The sequence below is a fragment of the Mycolicibacterium phocaicum genome (assembly GCF_010731115.1).
Lineage (GTDB): Bacteria > Actinomycetota > Actinomycetes > Mycobacteriales > Mycobacteriaceae > Mycobacterium > Mycobacterium phocaicum.
On record NZ_AP022616.1, the window covers coordinates 2976081 to 2991033 of the forward strand.

The 14953-nt window shown below is 64.2% G+C and carries 19 protein-coding genes and 1 tRNA gene; 14 read left to right on the forward strand and 6 right to left on the reverse strand.

Annotated features, from left to right (window positions below):
• Positions 1 to 9 precede the first annotated feature (9 nt).
• Positions 10 to 1935 carry a heavy metal translocating P-type ATPase gene (locus tag G6N46_RS14320; RefSeq protein ID WP_138247992.1) on the reverse strand — a complete coding sequence of 642 codons (1926 nt, stop codon included), beginning with the start codon at positions 1933 to 1935 and terminating at the stop codon, positions 10 to 12.
• 83 nt (positions 1936 to 2018) lie between these two features.
• Here G6N46_RS14320 and G6N46_RS14325 point away from each other — a divergent pair, with 83 nt between their 5' ends.
• The 3 genes from G6N46_RS14325 to G6N46_RS14335 all read left to right on the forward strand — a co-directional run bounded on the left by G6N46_RS14325 (position 2019) and on the right by G6N46_RS14335 (position 3122).
• Positions 2019 to 2381, forward strand: a complete 363-nt coding sequence (locus tag G6N46_RS14325) for an ArsR/SmtB family transcription factor (protein ID WP_138247991.1) — start codon at positions 2019 to 2021, stop codon at positions 2379 to 2381.
• Between the two features lie 104 nt (positions 2382 to 2485).
• Positions 2486 to 2665 carry a hypothetical protein gene (locus G6N46_RS14330; protein WP_138247990.1) on the forward strand — a complete coding sequence of 60 codons (180 nt, stop codon included), beginning with the start codon at positions 2486 to 2488 and terminating at the stop codon, positions 2663 to 2665.
• A gap of 22 nt (positions 2666 to 2687) precedes the next feature.
• On the forward strand, positions 2688 to 3122 hold the full coding sequence (locus G6N46_RS14335) for an ester cyclase (protein WP_138247989.1): 435 nt from the start codon (positions 2688 to 2690) through the stop codon (positions 3120 to 3122).
• Here G6N46_RS14335 and G6N46_RS14340 read toward each other — a convergent pair.
• From G6N46_RS14340 to G6N46_RS14350, 3 genes are read right to left on the reverse strand one after another with little or no spacing between them, the layout of a single operon-like run.
• On the reverse strand, positions 3119 to 4120 hold the full coding sequence (locus G6N46_RS14340; protein ID WP_138247988.1) for a cation diffusion facilitator family transporter: 1002 nt from the start codon (positions 4118 to 4120) through the stop codon (positions 3119 to 3121). The genes G6N46_RS14335 and G6N46_RS14340 overlap by 4 nt on opposite strands.
• A complete protein-coding gene (locus tag G6N46_RS14345) occupies positions 4117 to 4518 on the reverse strand; it encodes an ArsR/SmtB family transcription factor (protein WP_138247987.1) in 402 nt (133 codons plus the stop codon). The genes G6N46_RS14340 and G6N46_RS14345 overlap by 4 nt, the downstream gene beginning before the upstream one ends.
• Positions 4519 to 4565: 47 nt before the next feature.
• Entirely contained in the window at positions 4566 to 5351 is a 786-nt protein-coding gene (locus G6N46_RS14350) for a bestrophin-like domain (RefSeq protein WP_138247986.1), read from the reverse strand.
• A 277-nt stretch (positions 5352 to 5628) separates the two neighbouring features.
• Here G6N46_RS14350 and G6N46_RS14355 point away from each other — a divergent pair, with 277 nt between their 5' ends.
• A complete protein-coding gene (locus G6N46_RS14355) occupies positions 5629 to 6012 on the forward strand; it encodes a heme-binding protein (protein WP_138247985.1) in 384 nt (127 codons plus the stop codon).
• On the forward strand, positions 6012 to 6314 hold the full coding sequence (locus G6N46_RS14360) for a hypothetical protein (RefSeq protein WP_138247984.1): 303 nt from the start codon (positions 6012 to 6014) through the stop codon (positions 6312 to 6314). Before G6N46_RS14355 ends, G6N46_RS14360 begins: the two co-directional genes overlap by 1 nt.
• A gap of 27 nt (positions 6315 to 6341) precedes the next feature.
• Here the strand turns inward: G6N46_RS14360 and G6N46_RS14365 are convergent, their stop codons facing one another.
• The gene (locus tag G6N46_RS14365) at positions 6342 to 7115 is read right to left on the reverse strand and encodes a hypothetical protein (protein WP_138247983.1); all 774 of its coding nucleotides are present in this window, start codon (positions 7113 to 7115) and stop codon (positions 6342 to 6344) included.
• Positions 7116 to 7406: 291 nt separating this feature from the next.
• On the opposite strand from G6N46_RS14365, the gene G6N46_RS14370 reads away from it, so the two are divergent.
• The 3 genes from G6N46_RS14370 (at position 7407) to G6N46_RS14380 (ending at position 10016) form a co-directional block, all read left to right on the forward strand.
• Complete coding sequence (locus G6N46_RS14370; RefSeq protein WP_138247982.1) at positions 7407 to 8129, forward strand: TetR/AcrR family transcriptional regulator; 723 nt, start codon at positions 7407 to 7409, stop codon at positions 8127 to 8129.
• Positions 8130 to 8274: 145 nt separating this feature from the next.
• Positions 8275 to 9249, forward strand: coding sequence for an oxygenase MpaB family protein (locus tag G6N46_RS14375; protein WP_138247981.1), 975 nt, complete (start codon positions 8275 to 8277; stop codon positions 9247 to 9249).
• 68 nt (positions 9250 to 9317) lie between these two features.
• The gene (locus tag G6N46_RS14380; protein ID WP_226520675.1) at positions 9318 to 10016 is read left to right on the forward strand and encodes a DUF4396 domain-containing protein; all 699 of its coding nucleotides are present in this window, start codon (positions 9318 to 9320) and stop codon (positions 10014 to 10016) included.
• A gap of 96 nt (positions 10017 to 10112) precedes the next feature.
• Here G6N46_RS14380 and G6N46_RS14385 read toward each other — a convergent pair whose 3' ends face one another.
• On the reverse strand, positions 10113 to 10931 hold the full coding sequence (locus G6N46_RS14385) for a helix-turn-helix domain-containing protein (RefSeq protein ID WP_138247980.1): 819 nt from the start codon (positions 10929 to 10931) through the stop codon (positions 10113 to 10115).
• Positions 10932 to 11015: 84 nt separating this feature from the next.
• Here G6N46_RS14385 and G6N46_RS14390 point away from each other — a divergent pair, with 84 nt between their 5' ends.
• The 6 genes from G6N46_RS14390 (at position 11016) to G6N46_RS14415 (ending at position 14911) form a co-directional block, all read left to right on the forward strand.
• A complete protein-coding gene (locus G6N46_RS14390) occupies positions 11016 to 11966 on the forward strand; it encodes an LLM class flavin-dependent oxidoreductase (RefSeq protein ID WP_138247979.1) in 951 nt (316 codons plus the stop codon).
• A gap of 115 nt (positions 11967 to 12081) precedes the next feature.
• Positions 12082 to 12154, forward strand: a tRNA-Arg gene (locus G6N46_RS14395).
• 506 nt (positions 12155 to 12660) lie between these two features.
• Positions 12661 to 13002, forward strand: coding sequence for a hypothetical protein (locus G6N46_RS14400; RefSeq protein ID WP_138247978.1), 342 nt, complete (start codon positions 12661 to 12663; stop codon positions 13000 to 13002).
• Between the two features lie 20 nt (positions 13003 to 13022).
• On the forward strand, positions 13023 to 13172 hold the full coding sequence (locus G6N46_RS14405) for a helix-turn-helix domain-containing protein (protein ID WP_234880538.1): 150 nt from the start codon (positions 13023 to 13025) through the stop codon (positions 13170 to 13172).
• Between the two features lie 67 nt (positions 13173 to 13239).
• On the forward strand, positions 13240 to 14295 hold the full coding sequence (locus G6N46_RS14410; protein WP_138247976.1) for a S1 family serine peptidase: 1056 nt from the start codon (positions 13240 to 13242) through the stop codon (positions 14293 to 14295).
• Positions 14296 to 14464: 169 nt separating this feature from the next.
• Positions 14465 to 14911, forward strand: a complete 447-nt coding sequence (locus tag G6N46_RS14415; protein ID WP_138247975.1) for a hypothetical protein — start codon at positions 14465 to 14467, stop codon at positions 14909 to 14911.
• Positions 14912 to 14953 lie beyond the last annotated feature (42 nt).

The following is a 14953-nucleotide window of genomic DNA, read 5'->3' on the forward strand; positions in this document are numbered from 1 at the left end:
AGGCCGGGGTCAACTCGCCGTCCGCCAGGCGGCACCGCGCAGCAGTCGCAGCCCGTTGAGCCCGACGATGATCGTCGAACCTTCGTGGCCCGCCACCCCCAACGGCAGCGGCAAGGTGCCGACCAGATCCCAGACCACCAGCACCGCAATGAAAGTCGCCGCGATCGCCAGGTTGGCCACCACCACGCGGCGGGCTCGTCGCGACAGCGCGATCACCGCGGGGATGGTGCGCAGGTCGTCACCGATGACGACGGCATCGGCAGTCTGCAGCGTGAGATCCGAACCGGCGCCGCCCATCGCGATACCCAGGTGCGCGGCCGCCAGCGCGGGTGCGTCGTTGATGCCGTCGCCGACCATGACCAGCCGACCGCCATCGACCTGCAGGTCCCGGACCGCAGCCACCTTGTCGTGCGGTAGCAGTGCGGCGCGCACCTCGGCGATACCCACCTGGTCGGCCAACTGCCTTGCCGCAGCGGCATTGTCACCCGTGAGCAGGACCGGGGCCTGCCCCGTCAGCATGGTGACGGCGGCGACCGCAGTGTCGGCATCGGGACGAAGTTGATCGGTCATGCCGAAAACTGCGACGACGCGACCGTCGACCGCCATGACGACGGCGGTGCAACCGCGCTGCTCCAGCTGCGCCGCGGCTTCGGCGCTCCCGGTCGACGGCGAGGACACGGTGACCGCGCGTCCTTCGACAGTGGCCCGCACACCGCGGCCGGGTTCGGCGACGAAGTCGGCGACGCGCGGCAGGGACAGTCGCCGCGCCTTCGCCGACCGAACGAGGGCCGCGCCCAGCGGGTGCTCGCTGGGGTGTTCGGCGGCCGCGGCCAGCGTCAGCGCCTGATCCTCTGTGAAATCGCCTGTCGGCAGCCGGATTCCCGCCAGTTCCGGGGTCCCGCGGGTCAATGTTCCGGTCTTGTCGAATGCCACGCGGGTGACGGCACCGAGCTGTTCCATCACCACTGCCGACTTGACGAGCACGCCGTGACGCCCGGCGTTCGCGATCGCCGCCAGCAACGGCGGCATCGTGGCAAGCACCACTGCGCACGGCGACGCGACGATCATGAACGTCATGGCCCGCAGCAGCGCCTCCCGCACGGAGTCGCCCGCGAGCAGCGGGATCACGAACACCGCGAGGGTGACGGCTACCATGCCGATCGAATAGCGCTGCTCGACCTTCTCGATGAACAGCTGTGTGCGGGCCTTGGTCTGCGACGCTTCTTCCACCAGCGCTGCGATGCGCGCCACGACCGAGTCGGCGGCCCGTCGGTCGACCCGGATCCGCAGTGCTCCGGTGCCGTTCAGCGTGCCGGCGAAGACCTCGTCGCCGACGGCCTTGGCGACCGGCAGCGGCTCCCCGGTGATTGTCGCCTGATCGACCTCACTGGCGCCGTCGATCACCGTGGCGTCCGCGGAGATGCGCTCGCCCGGCCGCACGAGCACGACGTCGCCGACCGCCAGCGCAGTGGCCGGCACCATGTGCTCGTCGCCGTCGGACAACCGCGTCGCGGTGTCGGGCGCCAGGTTCAGGAGCCCCCGCACCGAGTCCGCTGTCCGTGCGGTGGCCAGCGCTTCCAGCGCGCCGGAGGTCGCGAAGATGACGATCAACAGGGCACCGTCGGTGACCTGGCCGATCGAGGCCGCACCGATCGCGGCGACGACCATCAACAGATCCACGTCGAGCGTCTTCGCGCGCAGCGCCTGCAGCCCCGCCAGCGCCGGCCCCCAACCTCCGGTGACGTAGCACGCGAGGTACAGCGTCCACCATGCCCAGGCCGGTCCACCAGCCAGCTGCATCACCAATCCGGTCAGGAACAGCGCCAAAGCCGCTGCCGCCCAGCGCATCTCGGGCAGAGAGAACCACCCGCGGCGCGCTGGAGCCAGCGTCGCACCGGTCATCGCCGGCCGGGCGATTTGAGTCACCGTCGCCATGACGCACCTCCCAGACACATGCCGCCAACGTTATCAGAATAAATGAATACGTCTTCATGTGTATGCCCTAGTACACTAGGACCGTGGGACATGGTGTCGAGGGGCGTGACCGCCCCACCGGGCGGCTCGACGCTGACGCCGCGGCTCAGGTCGCCACAACTCTGCAGGCCCTCGCCACTCCGAGCCGGTTGATGATCCTCACCGAGCTACGCCAGGGCTCTCGCTCCGTCACCGACCTCGCCGACGCGATCGGACTGGAGCAGTCCCTCGTCTCCCACCAGCTCCGGCTGCTGCGCAATCTCGGACTGGTGACCGGCACCCGGAGCGGCCGCAGCATCGTCTACAGCCTGTACGACAACCACGTCGCCCAACTGCTCGACGAGGCCGTCTACCACAGCGAGCACCTCAGGCTGGGACTGGCGGACCGCACGGGCGACGTGGGCTAACCCTGCTTGACCGCCGTGAGGATCCGTGTCGCCGGCCGAATCAGGGCGGCCTCGATGTTCTGGAAGCCGCTGTCCGCCAGCATTTCCCGAAAAACAGCGCGGTCGTGATCCATGGCACACGCCAGATGGTCGCCGACATTCTCGCCGACGAACTGATGGACGAACCCGATGCAACGTTCCTATCGTGGGGATTGGTCGGGTTGCTCGGGGCGGTCGCCGAGGGGCGCATCACCGCCGATGCCGGCTACGCCGTCGTCCGATTGTCGTTGCGACGGCCGATGTAATCCGGAAAGGCGAGGTGAGCCAGTGTCCACGACACCCACGAGCACGAATGTCGCGACCTTCGAACGGTTCCACTGCAGTTGCAACAGCGGAGACATCGACGACATCGTGAGCACGATCGACGATGTCCTCCTGCCTGACGCCGTGGTCCACTCACCGCTCGCGGCAGGTTCGGGCCCCGACACCATGAAGCTCATCTGGACGCTGCTCCTGCGCGCCTTTCCCGACATCCATGTCATGGTCGATGACATGGTCGTCGACCATGACAAGATCGCCTCACGCCAGACGGTGACCGGGACGCATCTCGGCGAGTACCGCGGTCTGGCGCCGACCGGCAAAACCGTTGTGTACGAAGAGATTTTCATCATGCGCTTCGCCGATGGAAAGATCGCCGAAGTCTGGGGTGTGGTCGACACCCTGTCCCAGCTGCAGCAACTCGGCGCGGTCGGCAGGGTCTAGCGCGCAGGGTATGCGTGGATCAACGCGGTCGTCAGCTTGGGCACCGCGTGCACCAGATGATGCTCGGCGTCGTGGGCGATCTGATGGGCCTGCGCCAGGCTCAGCTCGGGATCGAGGTCGAGTTCGACATCGGCATGCAAGCGGTGTCCCATCCAGCGCATGCGCACACTGTGCACCGAGCGCACCCCCGGTTCGGCCGCCAGCGACTGCTCGGCGGTTTCGACGAGCGCCGGATCGACACCATCGAGCAAGCGGCGGAACACATCTCGCACCGCGGTGCGCAGCACCGCCAGGATCGCCACCGTGATGATCAACCCGACAATCGGATCGGCGAGCGGATATCCAAGGGCCACTCCCCCGGCGCCGAGCAATACCGCCAGTGACGTGAACCCGTCGGTGCGCGCGTGGACGCCGTCCGCGACCAACGCTGCCGACCCGATCTGCCGTCCCACGCGGATGCGGTAGACCGCCACCGTTTCGTTGCCGAGAAATCCGACCAGCCCGGCCAGCGCCACCCACCCCACGTGGTCGATGACGTGCGGGTGGACCAGCCGCTGCACCGCCTCGTATCCGGCGATGATCGCCGACAGCGTGATCATGCCGACCACGAACAACCCGGCCAGGTCTTCCACCCGGCCGAAGCCATAGGTGTAGCGGCGCGTTGCGGCCTTGGCGCCCATGGCAAAAGCGATCCACAGCGGCACCGCGGTCAGGGCGTCGGAGAAGTTGTGAATGGTGTCGGCCGCGAGGGCCACCGATCCGGACACCACCACGATGGCGATCTGCACCACCGTGGTGAGGCCCAGCACCAACAGGCTGATCTTCACCGCCCGGATACCGGCGGCGCTCGATTCGAGCGCGCCGTCCAGGCTGTCCGCCGCGTCATGAGAATGGGGAGCGAAAAGCCCTCTGACCGCGCCCCAGCCGCCGTGGGAGTGGCCGTGATCGTGCGCATGGCTGTGGTCGCCGTGGTGGTGGTGGTGGTGGTGCCCGCTCATCGCCGGCCGCCCTTGCTTACTGCGGTGTCGGCGTCGAGGCTCCGCACGCCCGGGTCCTGACGATGGTGAGCCGGCACCCCGGGACCCGCATGTTCAGCGTTGTGCACGGCGTCGACCACCAGCTGACGCACATGCTCGTTCTCGAGGCTGTAATAGATCGTCGTACCGGCACGGCGGGTCTGAACCAACCGCGCCATCCGTAGCTTCGCCAAATGCTGTGACACCGACGGCGCGGGCTTGCCGACGCGCTCGGCCAGTTCATTGACCGACAGCTCGCACGCGCTCAACGCCCACAACAGCTGGACGCGCGTCGGGTCGGCGAGCATCCGGAAGACTTCCACCACCAGACGCACCTGGTCGTCGGCGAGCGGTGCCGGCGCCTGGTTATCTGCATTCATACGCAGATAATAGACCGTCGGCCGCCGATCGATCTCGGGAGCGACGATCAGCTACCGCGGTCCACCATGTCGAAAACCTTGACCGCATGCGAAAAGGGCTGCGGGGTAACGCCTATCGGACCGAACGGATGGTCGAGGGTGTAGATGACGTACAGCAGCAGCGACAACAGGACGGCGACCGCGCCGACCAGGACCGCGTGGGCGCGGGCGTTCTCCAGCCGCATGAAGCAGGTCAACAGGATCAACACCGTCCCACCGAAGATCAGGGCACTCCACAGGAGCGCCGGGATGCGCTGGTGGGAATTGAGAATGCGCTCGCTGCGGTCCGAGGCGAGCACCGTCAGCTCACTGAGGAACTGCGAATCGATCGGGCTCGCGGTCGACGCCGAACTATGCGTTCCCACAATGCGATACATCTCGCTGAGCGCGGCGCGGCCGTTGTTGCCGATGTCGGCGAATTCGTCCGTGCCCCAGGCGGGCCCCTGCACCGCGGCGGCGTACTTGCGCAGTTGCTCGCGAACCTGCGCCTGCTCGGGTTGCGGCATCGCGACGGTCTGGCGGTACAGCGTCGTCAACGTCGACGCTTCGTTGGCGACGTTCGTCTCGGCACTGAGGAACTGCTGCCAGCCGACGACGACGGTGAATCCGAGGAGCGCCCCGTAGACCAGGCCGACCACGGTCAGGAACGGCGACAGGAAAGAGTTCTGTTCGGGGCGCGCATCGCGGGCGATCATGCGTCGCGTCACGAACACACAGCCGACCGCCACGCAGACCGCTCCGCCGACAACCATGGCCAGCAAGAGCCACGCGCCGAACACTCCGAGGTCACCCATAGTGGACCAAGCATGCCAATAGCCCCGAGCCGTTGCCAAGCATTCCGGCAAACTCCTTCGAGCACGAAACCGCACAACACCACTCGGTTGCCGGGTGCGCCGGCAACATCCGGCCCGGCCGGCACCACAGTCGACGCCGCAGCACAGAGCTGACGCCCCGTCGGCCCCAGCCTGAGCTACCCCAGAAAATGTCGGCGGGGTCAATCCGCCTGCTACAGTCCGGCTGTGTCCGATGGTCGATCGACCCGGATCCGGCACAGTGGAAAGGAATACGGCAATGGTCTTCACCAAATCGGTCGCCCAGCGGGCGGTCGTGGCTGCCGCAGGAGCCGCCGTGGCCGCCATGGCCGTCGCCCTGCCGACGTCAGGTCAGGCGCTGGCCGCCCCGGCGGCCCCCAACTGCACTCCCGCAGATCTGGCCGGCGTGGCTTCGGGTGTCGCCGCTGCCGCCTCGGCCTACCTGTTCACGCACCCGGACGTCAACGACTTCTACGGCAGCCTGCAGGGTAAGCCTCGCGATGAGGTCGCCAACGACGTGCGCACCTTCTTCGACGCAAACCCGCAGGCGCACAACGAACTTCGCGCGATCCGTCAGCCGATGACAGATTTCCGCGAGCGCTGTGGCCTCGAGCAGCCCGACCGTCCGCTGTTGGGCGACTGATGTCCGCCATCTCGCCACGCCCCCGCCGCCGGCTGCTCGCCGCCGCACTGGCCGCAGCCGCCGTACCCGGATTGATCGCGGTCGTTCCCGTCGGCACCGCAAACGCCGATGTCTGCTTCGGCGCCGGACGCCGCATCACGGTCAGCGGATGCACCGACTTCGGCGCAGTCGCGCCGTACGCTCCGCCGCCGGCCTACTACGCGCCACTGCCCGAGGACATGCCGCCGCCACCGCCGCCACCGCCGGTTCAGGGCTGCGTCGGCTGGAACGGCCGCTGGGTCAGCGCCAACACCTGCCGCTGAGCCCGCACCCGCCTCGGACCACGCCGGTCAGTACGCCCCTGCGGCGGCCGGCTGGTCCGCGGCGTCGGTGCGGCCACGCAAAGCCCAGTGCAAGCGCTTGGCCGCGGCCAGTGCGCCGCTGGGCGCGTGCGGCTGGCCGTAGTGAATGAGCAGCGTCACGCGCCGCTGACCCGAGGCGATCGGCATGTTGGCGTGCAGGCTCCGGTATCCCCAAAACAGGTACACGTCACCGACATTCATGTCGACGACGGTCGGGCCGCCGGCCCGGCCGAGGCTGTCCAGGATCCGCCGCCGGAACGTTGCGCTCTGGTGGACGATCTTGTCGAAGATGTTGACCAGCACCGAGCGGCGGAACGGCCGCTTGTTGAAGTACCCCACCAACTCTCCCGACCGGCCCGGTTCCGCTTCCGGGATGAACAGCGGGACCACCATCGTCACGACACTGGCGTCGTAGTGGAACCACCAGGCATCGCCGTCGGCATGCGGCCCGGCCACGATACGCACCGCGGTGCCGGCCATTTCATGCGCGCGGTCCGGGAACCGCCGGCGAACGACATTGTCGAGAAATGCGCGAACCGAATCGCTGGCCATGAAAGCGTGAATCGATTCCAGGTGCCCGTCCTGTGGCGCCAGGACGAAATGGTCTTGCTCGCCGTACTCGGCCAACCACCGGTCGATTTCGGCCCGGGAATCAATCACCCAATCCCATTGCAGAGCGTTTGCTACCCGAGCCACGCCGGTCGCGTCCAACTGCTGCGCCACATCGACGGGATCGCACGCGTTCATGTCAAATTCACACATTTGGACGGAAGTGTAGACAACCAGAGAACGTCATTACCACGATTGCTGCGATTTGACATTTGGCCGGTGATGGTCATGCAATTCGACCACCTCGACAAGGATTGGACAATTGCGTAAATATTGTTGATTTCTGCACTTCAGGAGCAGCCCCGAATCGATCTCATTCTCAGGAGTCCCTACGAATCTGCGGCGCCGCTCAACGGCGAGACCTGCCTACTCGATTGAATTCTTGCCACCTCCTGCCGCCACCCGCGGTTGCGAATCGCTGCGCTTGTGGCGTAGGACGGGCAAGTGACTGAAGCAGACCCAGCCCGACAACGTGCCACAACGGGAGCATCGTTGTTGGACGAGGACGGGCACGCAGCCACCGTTCTGCCACGTCACCGCCACGGACTCACCCGCGACGAGGTACGCCGGTCGCAGGAGACCCGGGTACGAGTGGCCACCGTGGAAGTGGTTGCCGAGCACGGATACGCCGGCGCCAGCGTTCGTCAAATCGCCTCGCGCGCAGGCATTTCCACCAAGACTTTCTACGAGCTGTACCCCGACAAGGAAGCCGCGTTCCTGGCCACCTACGCCGCGGTGGACCTGGTGGTCGAGTGGATGCGTGACGCCGCGGCCGGCGCCACCACTGCGGCAGAGGTGATCGAAGCGGGCGTGCGGACATACCTGGGAACACTCGCCTCCCAGCCCGCATTCACCCAGAGTCTGGTGATCGAGGCGGTCGCTTCCACGGACCGCGTCCGGGCGCGCCGGTCGCAGGGGCTGGCCGATTTCGCCGGCGTCATGGTGCAGCACCTGCGCCGCGTCCGAGGGGCGGCCGGCCCCGATCCCGTTCCGACGTCGTCCGACCACGCGCTCTTGGTCGGGGCGCTGGGCGGCGTCAACGAACTGGTCGTGCAACATCTCGGCGCAGCCCCGGCGGCCACCCTGCTCGACATCGTCGACCTGGCACGGACCCTGCTGGAGCGCATCGTCCTCACCTCTGCGGAGCGTTCGCCCTTCACCGCCTGAGAGCGGATCACTGCACTTCAATCCCCTTTTCGACCGCCGTGCGCCTCGGCAGGACTGGCCCGCAGCGCGCCGTCGTGTTAGCGTCCACCCAATTGAGAAGACGACCGTTTTCTCTATATTCGACGCCGACAAGGGAGTCCGTGCAATGACATCCACCCCCGCCGTTAGCACCGCGACCTCATCAGACGCCGCAGCCACAGCCGATCCGTTGGCGGCAGGCTCACTTGGACGCCATGTCGTCGGCCATCCGCTGGTGCTGCTGTATGCCAATGTGCCGGCGCTGATCATGCCGACCCTGCACCCGAAAATTGCCCACGTCCTCAGCGAGAAGGACCGCGCGCTCAACGGCAGCGAAGACCTGCCGACCCTGCAGGCCAACAGCCGCCGACTCATCAGCACCTACGAGATGGTGATGGGCATCGTGTTCGCCGGGCCGGAAGCCGACGAGGTCGCCCACGGCCTGTACGAACTGCACCGCCCCATCTCCGGTTCCATGCCCGACGGCAGCCCGTATCACGCGTGGAACAAGGACGTCTGGAACTGGACCTGGGGTTCCATCCTCAAGGGCGGACTCGACATCGCCGACGAGTTCGGCCTGTTCGCCGACGCCGACGAACGCGAACAGGCATACCGCGCCCTCAAGGAGATCGGCATCCGATACGGCGTCCGCGCCCTGCCCGACACCTATGCGGACTTCTGCGACTATTGGCAGCCGATCGTCGACGACACCCTCGAAGTCAATCCGCAGGTGCAGTTCATCGTCGACCATGCGCTGAACCTCGCGAAGCCGCGCGGCTGGGGACTGGTCCCGACGCCGCTGTGGCGACTGTTGTCACTACCGGTGACGCGCACCATCCGTGTCGGGGTACTTGCCGGCGTCCCGGAGAAGTTCCACGCCGGCCTCGGCCTGCGGACGACCGCAATCGATCGACTGGAGCGGCGCATCCACGCCGCCATCTGGCGTGCCATCCCCATGCCCATCGCGGGTCAGTTCGGGCCGGCCTACTTCGCGCTGCGCCGGCGCTTCGGACAGCCCGGCTGGCGCACCCACTATTCGCGCGCGCAGTTGGCGGCCAACCGCGCCGAGGCCGAGGCCAGCACCATCAACTCCACCGCCTAGCCACATATACCCCCTAGGGGTATGGTGAATGTTGACTCCGATCGAACTGAACGATGAGGAACGACACCATGGCCAACGAGTCCAACGACCATCACGCCAACCTCGGCGGACATGACCACAGCTCTCACATGGATCATGCGCATCACGGCGGCAACATCAACGCGATGGCAGTCAGCGCGACGCTGCATTGCCTCACCGGTTGCGCCATCGGCGAGATCGTCGGCCTGATCGTCGGCACCGCCCTTGGTTTGACGAATCTGGCCACCATCGGCCTGGCCATCGCGCTGGCCTTCGTCTTCGGCTACACCCTGTCGACACTGCCGCTGCTGAAAGCCGGCCTGGCAATAGGCACGGCGCTCAGCGTGGTGCTGGCCGCCGACACCCTCTCGATCGCGACCATGGAGATCGTCGACAACCTGGTCATGGCGGCGATCCCGGGCGCGATGAACGCGGGCCTGGTCAACCCGATCTTCTGGATCGGGATGATGATCGCGCTGACTGTCGCCTTCTTCGCCGCCTACCCGGTGAACCGCTACCTGCTGCAAAAAGGCAAAGGCCACGCACTGACGCACAAGTACCACGGGGGCGGCGGTCCCGACGTCGCGGGAGCTCGACGATTCATCCCCAGCCTGAGCACACCGACACTGACCGCGGCGATCACGGCGTTCATGCTCGGCGGCCTGGTTGTCGCCGTCGCAGATCAACTCGGCGCACCCGACACCGCGTCGCACAGTCAGACAGCACCGTCCGCACACGCGGCACCGTGACCGACATCAGAATCCCGATGCCACCGATAGGTCACCGACTCACTGCACGCCGCGCCGGCGGCGCCGATTTGACCTGACCTGACCCCGAAGACTCGGTCAAACATGTTCTGCAACAATGTTTTCAGCGGGACGTCGGTCTTCATTGCGGCGCGCGAGGATGGCAGCGGTTTGCGCATCGGCCGGCAGAAATGCTTCCAGGCGCAGTTCCGACACCGTGACATCGAGCGCGGTCACAAACGTCGCGATGGTCGCGATCAGCCGCACGTCACCGTCGGGCGAGGACAGGTGCAGTGGCACCGCGAAGCCAAGAGATTCGGCTGGCTGACTGCCCGACGCGGGCACGCCGTAGCTCTCCAGTTCCGCGATCAGCGCGTCGATTCGCGGGTGCGAGCCGCGCTCGCGTAGCGCGTGCAGGATGTGGCGCCGCCAATCGTCGAGATTCACGATCCGTGGTGCCATGCCCTCGGGATGCAAGGCCACCCGCAACACGTTCACCGCTGGTTCGAGCAACCAGTCCGCGACCTCGTCGGTCAGCAGGCCGAACGCGCTGTTGTTGGCGACCAGCTCGCCAATGCCGTTCATGACCAGGGCCGGGTACGGCAAGTGGCCGTCGAGAACATGCTGAAGTGCCTTGCGCACCGGTTCGAGCAGCGGCGCGTCAGGCGGTGACTCCGGATGCGACGGCGCGAAGCCGGCCACCGACAGCAGCGCATTGCGTTGCCGCAGCGTCAGTTTCAGCGAGTCGGCCAGTCGACTGACGATGTCGCGCCCGGGCGCTGAACGTCCCTGCTCCAGGAAACTCAGGTGTCGCTGGGTGGTGCCGGCATCGATCGCGAGGTCTATCTGGCTGAGCCGACGAAGATTGCGCCACTGTCGCAGCGTCGTACCGAAGTCACCGAGCGCGGAAGCGGTCATGCGACCAGTCAACCCAATTGCGGTGCCGGCCGCTATTCCCTGCGGGGAATTGTCGCGCAGCGACGCTGACGCGACGCTCGTGGCATGGATCAGTCAATCCGTCTTGGTGTCATGCCACCCCTGGCCGCCGAACCTTGGGCCGGCACCGATCTCCGCGAGCTCCTCGAGATGGCAAGGGCCGTCGAGGATTTGGGATTTGATTGGCTGTGGGCCAACGATTCGCTGGTGCGCCCACGGATCGAGGCGCTGACGTTCCTGTCGGCGGCCGCCGCTGTCACCGACCGGATCACGCTGGGTACCGCGGCGTTGCAGCCGGCGCTGCGTCGGCCTGTGCAGACGGCGCAGGTACTCGCGTCCATCGACCGGCTGTCGGGCGGACGCCTGACTGTGGCGGTGGGCGCAGGTTTTCCTGGACTGTCCGAGGTGGAGTACGCCGCCTCGGAGGTGCCCTGGCAGCGGCGTTTCGCACGCCTCGACGACACCGTCACACTGTGGCGTCAGCTCTGGAACTGTAAGGAACCCAGCTCATTTCACGGTTCAGTGCTGCACCTCGACGACATCCCGGCCGGCATCACGCCATTCAGCGAGTCAGGCCCGCCCGTGTGGCTCGCCGCCGACACCAGCGGCGCCCGGGCCCGCGCCGGCCGACTGTTCGACGGCTGGCTGCCGTATCCGCCGACGCCGCAGGTATATCGGTCAGGCCTGGCTGAGGTTCGGGCTGCGGCGCAGAGCGCCAGCCGTGCCGCCGACGCCGTCACGCCCGCGCTGTTTGTCACCGTGCTGGTCACCGACGACGCCGAGGGTGGCCGGGCCGCGCTGGATCATTTCGCCACCAACACCTACGGGGCCGGCATTGCTGTCCTCGAGCAGATCCAGACTTACGCGGCGGGGACGACCGATTCCGTCGCCGCCCAGTTGGCGAGCTTCATCGATGCCGGCGCGCAGCACCTGGTGTGCCGGATCGGCGTCCTCGGCCCCGACGGTTTCACCGAGCAACTGCGGCAATTGCAGGTAATCCATGCTCTGTTGCGATGAGGCGTTCGCCGTAGTGGGCATGCGGTCAGTAGATGAGATGTAGCAGACGATCCAGGCACCCGCGCCGCCCCGATACCGTCAGTCGGCCGATTGCCGATTACCATGAGGCGTCCCCGCCCCCGTAGCTCAGGGGATAGAGCACGGCTCTCCTAAAGCCGGTGTCGCAGGTTCGAATCCTGCCGGGGGCACTTTGCTGGTTGCGCATATGTGCATTTAGACAGCCATATTGGCGTTAGCTATGCAAATCAGTGTGCTTTGCACGTGCTTTCCGGTCCCCTGCTCTGACCTGGTGATCCGTTAGCCGTGCTGCCAGCTCCCCCGATTCATCTACCCTGTTTGGCCCGTAGCGCCCTCAACCCGTGCCATCTAGGCCAGGGACACCCCGAACCCCACAGAGCGGACGCTGGCCCGCTGTGTCCATTTTGACTAGATCGATCAATCTCGCTGATTCTCGCAATTGAGTAAAACTCGACACTTTAATTGAATTGGGCTAAAAGATAATTCGTGCCAGAGGGTGCAATTTCGTGTCAATACCTGTAATGTCGCTATTGCTCCCCCGTGAGTAGCGATATCACAATCACGCCATTGTCCGCCCGCGTGAGCCTGACAAGATATCAAATCACGCGCGAACGCTGGCAGCACCTAAAGCGTTCGTTATTCAAACATCACAAAACTACGCTCAAAAGGTTGAACCATGCCTCAAACTACCGCAACAGGATTCTTTGAACGTTCCACATGTTCACAACTTCGGAGCCTTGCTGATCATTTGGGTGTTGAAAAGCATTCACGATTGAGCAAGGCCGGTCTTATCAATGCAATTACCGCCGCCATGATTGACGTACTGATAGATCACGAGATTAGAGATTTCTTCAATGGCGATGGGCTCCAATTCAATGAAAACGAACTAAAGGTGATTGCTTTCGCGTTAGGTGACACGTACTACCAGCAAGATACAAAATCGTCTTTGGTCGAAGTCATCAAACAGTGTATCGAATCTGATTACGTCGTAACCAACGACGACGTAACTGCAAGGTGATCAAAATGCCTGAAAAACTAATGTCACTCAAGGAAACTGCCGAATATCTAGGCGTGTCTCCGAATTCCGTACGGAACTACATTGCCAAACAGGGGTTGAAATACCAGAGGGTCGGGCCAAAGCTGATCAAATTCCGCAAGTCTGATCTAGACAAGTTCATTGATCGGTAAATCCGACCGCGTAGGCGGCCATTCAGATTCCCAACCCGAATGGCCGCCCGCGTCCTACACTCCGAACATGGACACGGGATTTGAGGCGTGGCACCTCTACTCAGCGTGCAAGTTGACCATGAACTACCTTTACACGCATGGACAACAACGGAGCGAAGGTTTCGGCACTGGATTCATAGTTCAATTTCCACCAGGTGACCCCCGACTAGGGCTAGTGACCAATCGACATTTGGTTGATATCCCATGGAAAACGCCAAGTCGTGACGGAACAATTCTTGAATCTATACACGTAGAAGTGTGGCCGTACGACAGTCTCCGGGTTGAATTCACGATCCAGAATCCGCAAATTCTGCTTCACAATGACGATTCTATCGATGTTTCAGTTATACCGTTCGGTACAGACAAACCACTTGAACTAACCGGGTACCCATATGACAGGCTGGATAAAATCTTCAAGGAAGAAGACCCGTCGAAAATAAAGTTCACATTCGAACACGCGATGCCCTGGACATATCTTCTCGAATGCGAACAACTGTGGCCAGTCCTGCGCCCCGGTGAAATGGTGGTATTCCCTGGATACCCAATTTGGTACGACCGGCTCGAAACGAGGCCGATTTTCAGGTCGGGGGTAATCGCGAGCGATCCGCAGCGCGATTACCGTAAATACACCGGCCAAACCACGAACCAGGACGGTAACCAACAACTGCTGTTCGATGCTTTCTCGACCAACGGCAACTCGGGCAGTCCGGTTTTTGTCGCGCAGCGGGGCATCGCACCATTCAATCTAAAATTGAAACCGCAAAATGGCGGTCCAGCATCAGAGGTAGGCACCTTACTTCAATTCTCGCAATACCACAGGTCTTTTCTGATCGGCATCAATGCAGGTCACTTCAACGACACCGAAAGTGACAAGCCCCAAGATCATGCGGGTTTGTCCAGAATGCACAAGCTTTCGGCGATTCTGGACATACTGCGCTCTCACACGCGCCCATCAGAAGAAGCGCCCAACATGCAGATACGGATCAGTGCGGACCTCGTTGACGCGCTCGGAGGGCTCCCAGAGGGCCATCGCATAGCGGAGGGAGCCGACACACGTCCGCCGGAGACAGGGAATGCCCCCTGATCGGGCCACAGAGCCACGAACACCGCTGGCCGGTGCAAGTGCAGCGCGCCGAACCGCTATCGGCGCGCTGCTGAGCTGCGGTTTTGTTCTCGGGAGAACGATTCACCAAGTTGGCCGGCGATTGAGTAACCAACGCCGTTTTAGCAGGTCAGGCCGGTAAAATGGCCGTATGCAGTTCACGGGTCCAGAGGCCATGCCGACGTGTGAAGACAAACAGGCGTATTTCGAGCTGGCGCTAGCTGATGCCGTCGAACGCGGCCAGCGCCCCCGAAAGTCACAGATGCTCAGCATTGACGTTCTGTACGGGATGTTCGACATCTGCGACCGTTGGCCTGATGTAGACCCGAAGGCTGTTCAAGACATCAAAGAGCGCCAGGCCGTCCACATGGACTGGCTGACCACGCAGGAAGACAAAGACGGGTTCTTCGTCATGGCGTTCGCAGATGCGTACCAGCATGGCAAGCGTCCCAATGGCCCCCAGATGCTCGATGAAGGCGTCTTCCGCTTGATTCTGGACATGTGCGACCAATGGCCCAACTTGCACGATGACACGCTGTCAGCGGTTCTAGATGCCCAAGACGCCTACATGGAGAGAACAGCCCCCAAGCGCACCTAACCGCCCTGGCGAACCGTTCCAGTCCGTTCGCACGTGGTCTGA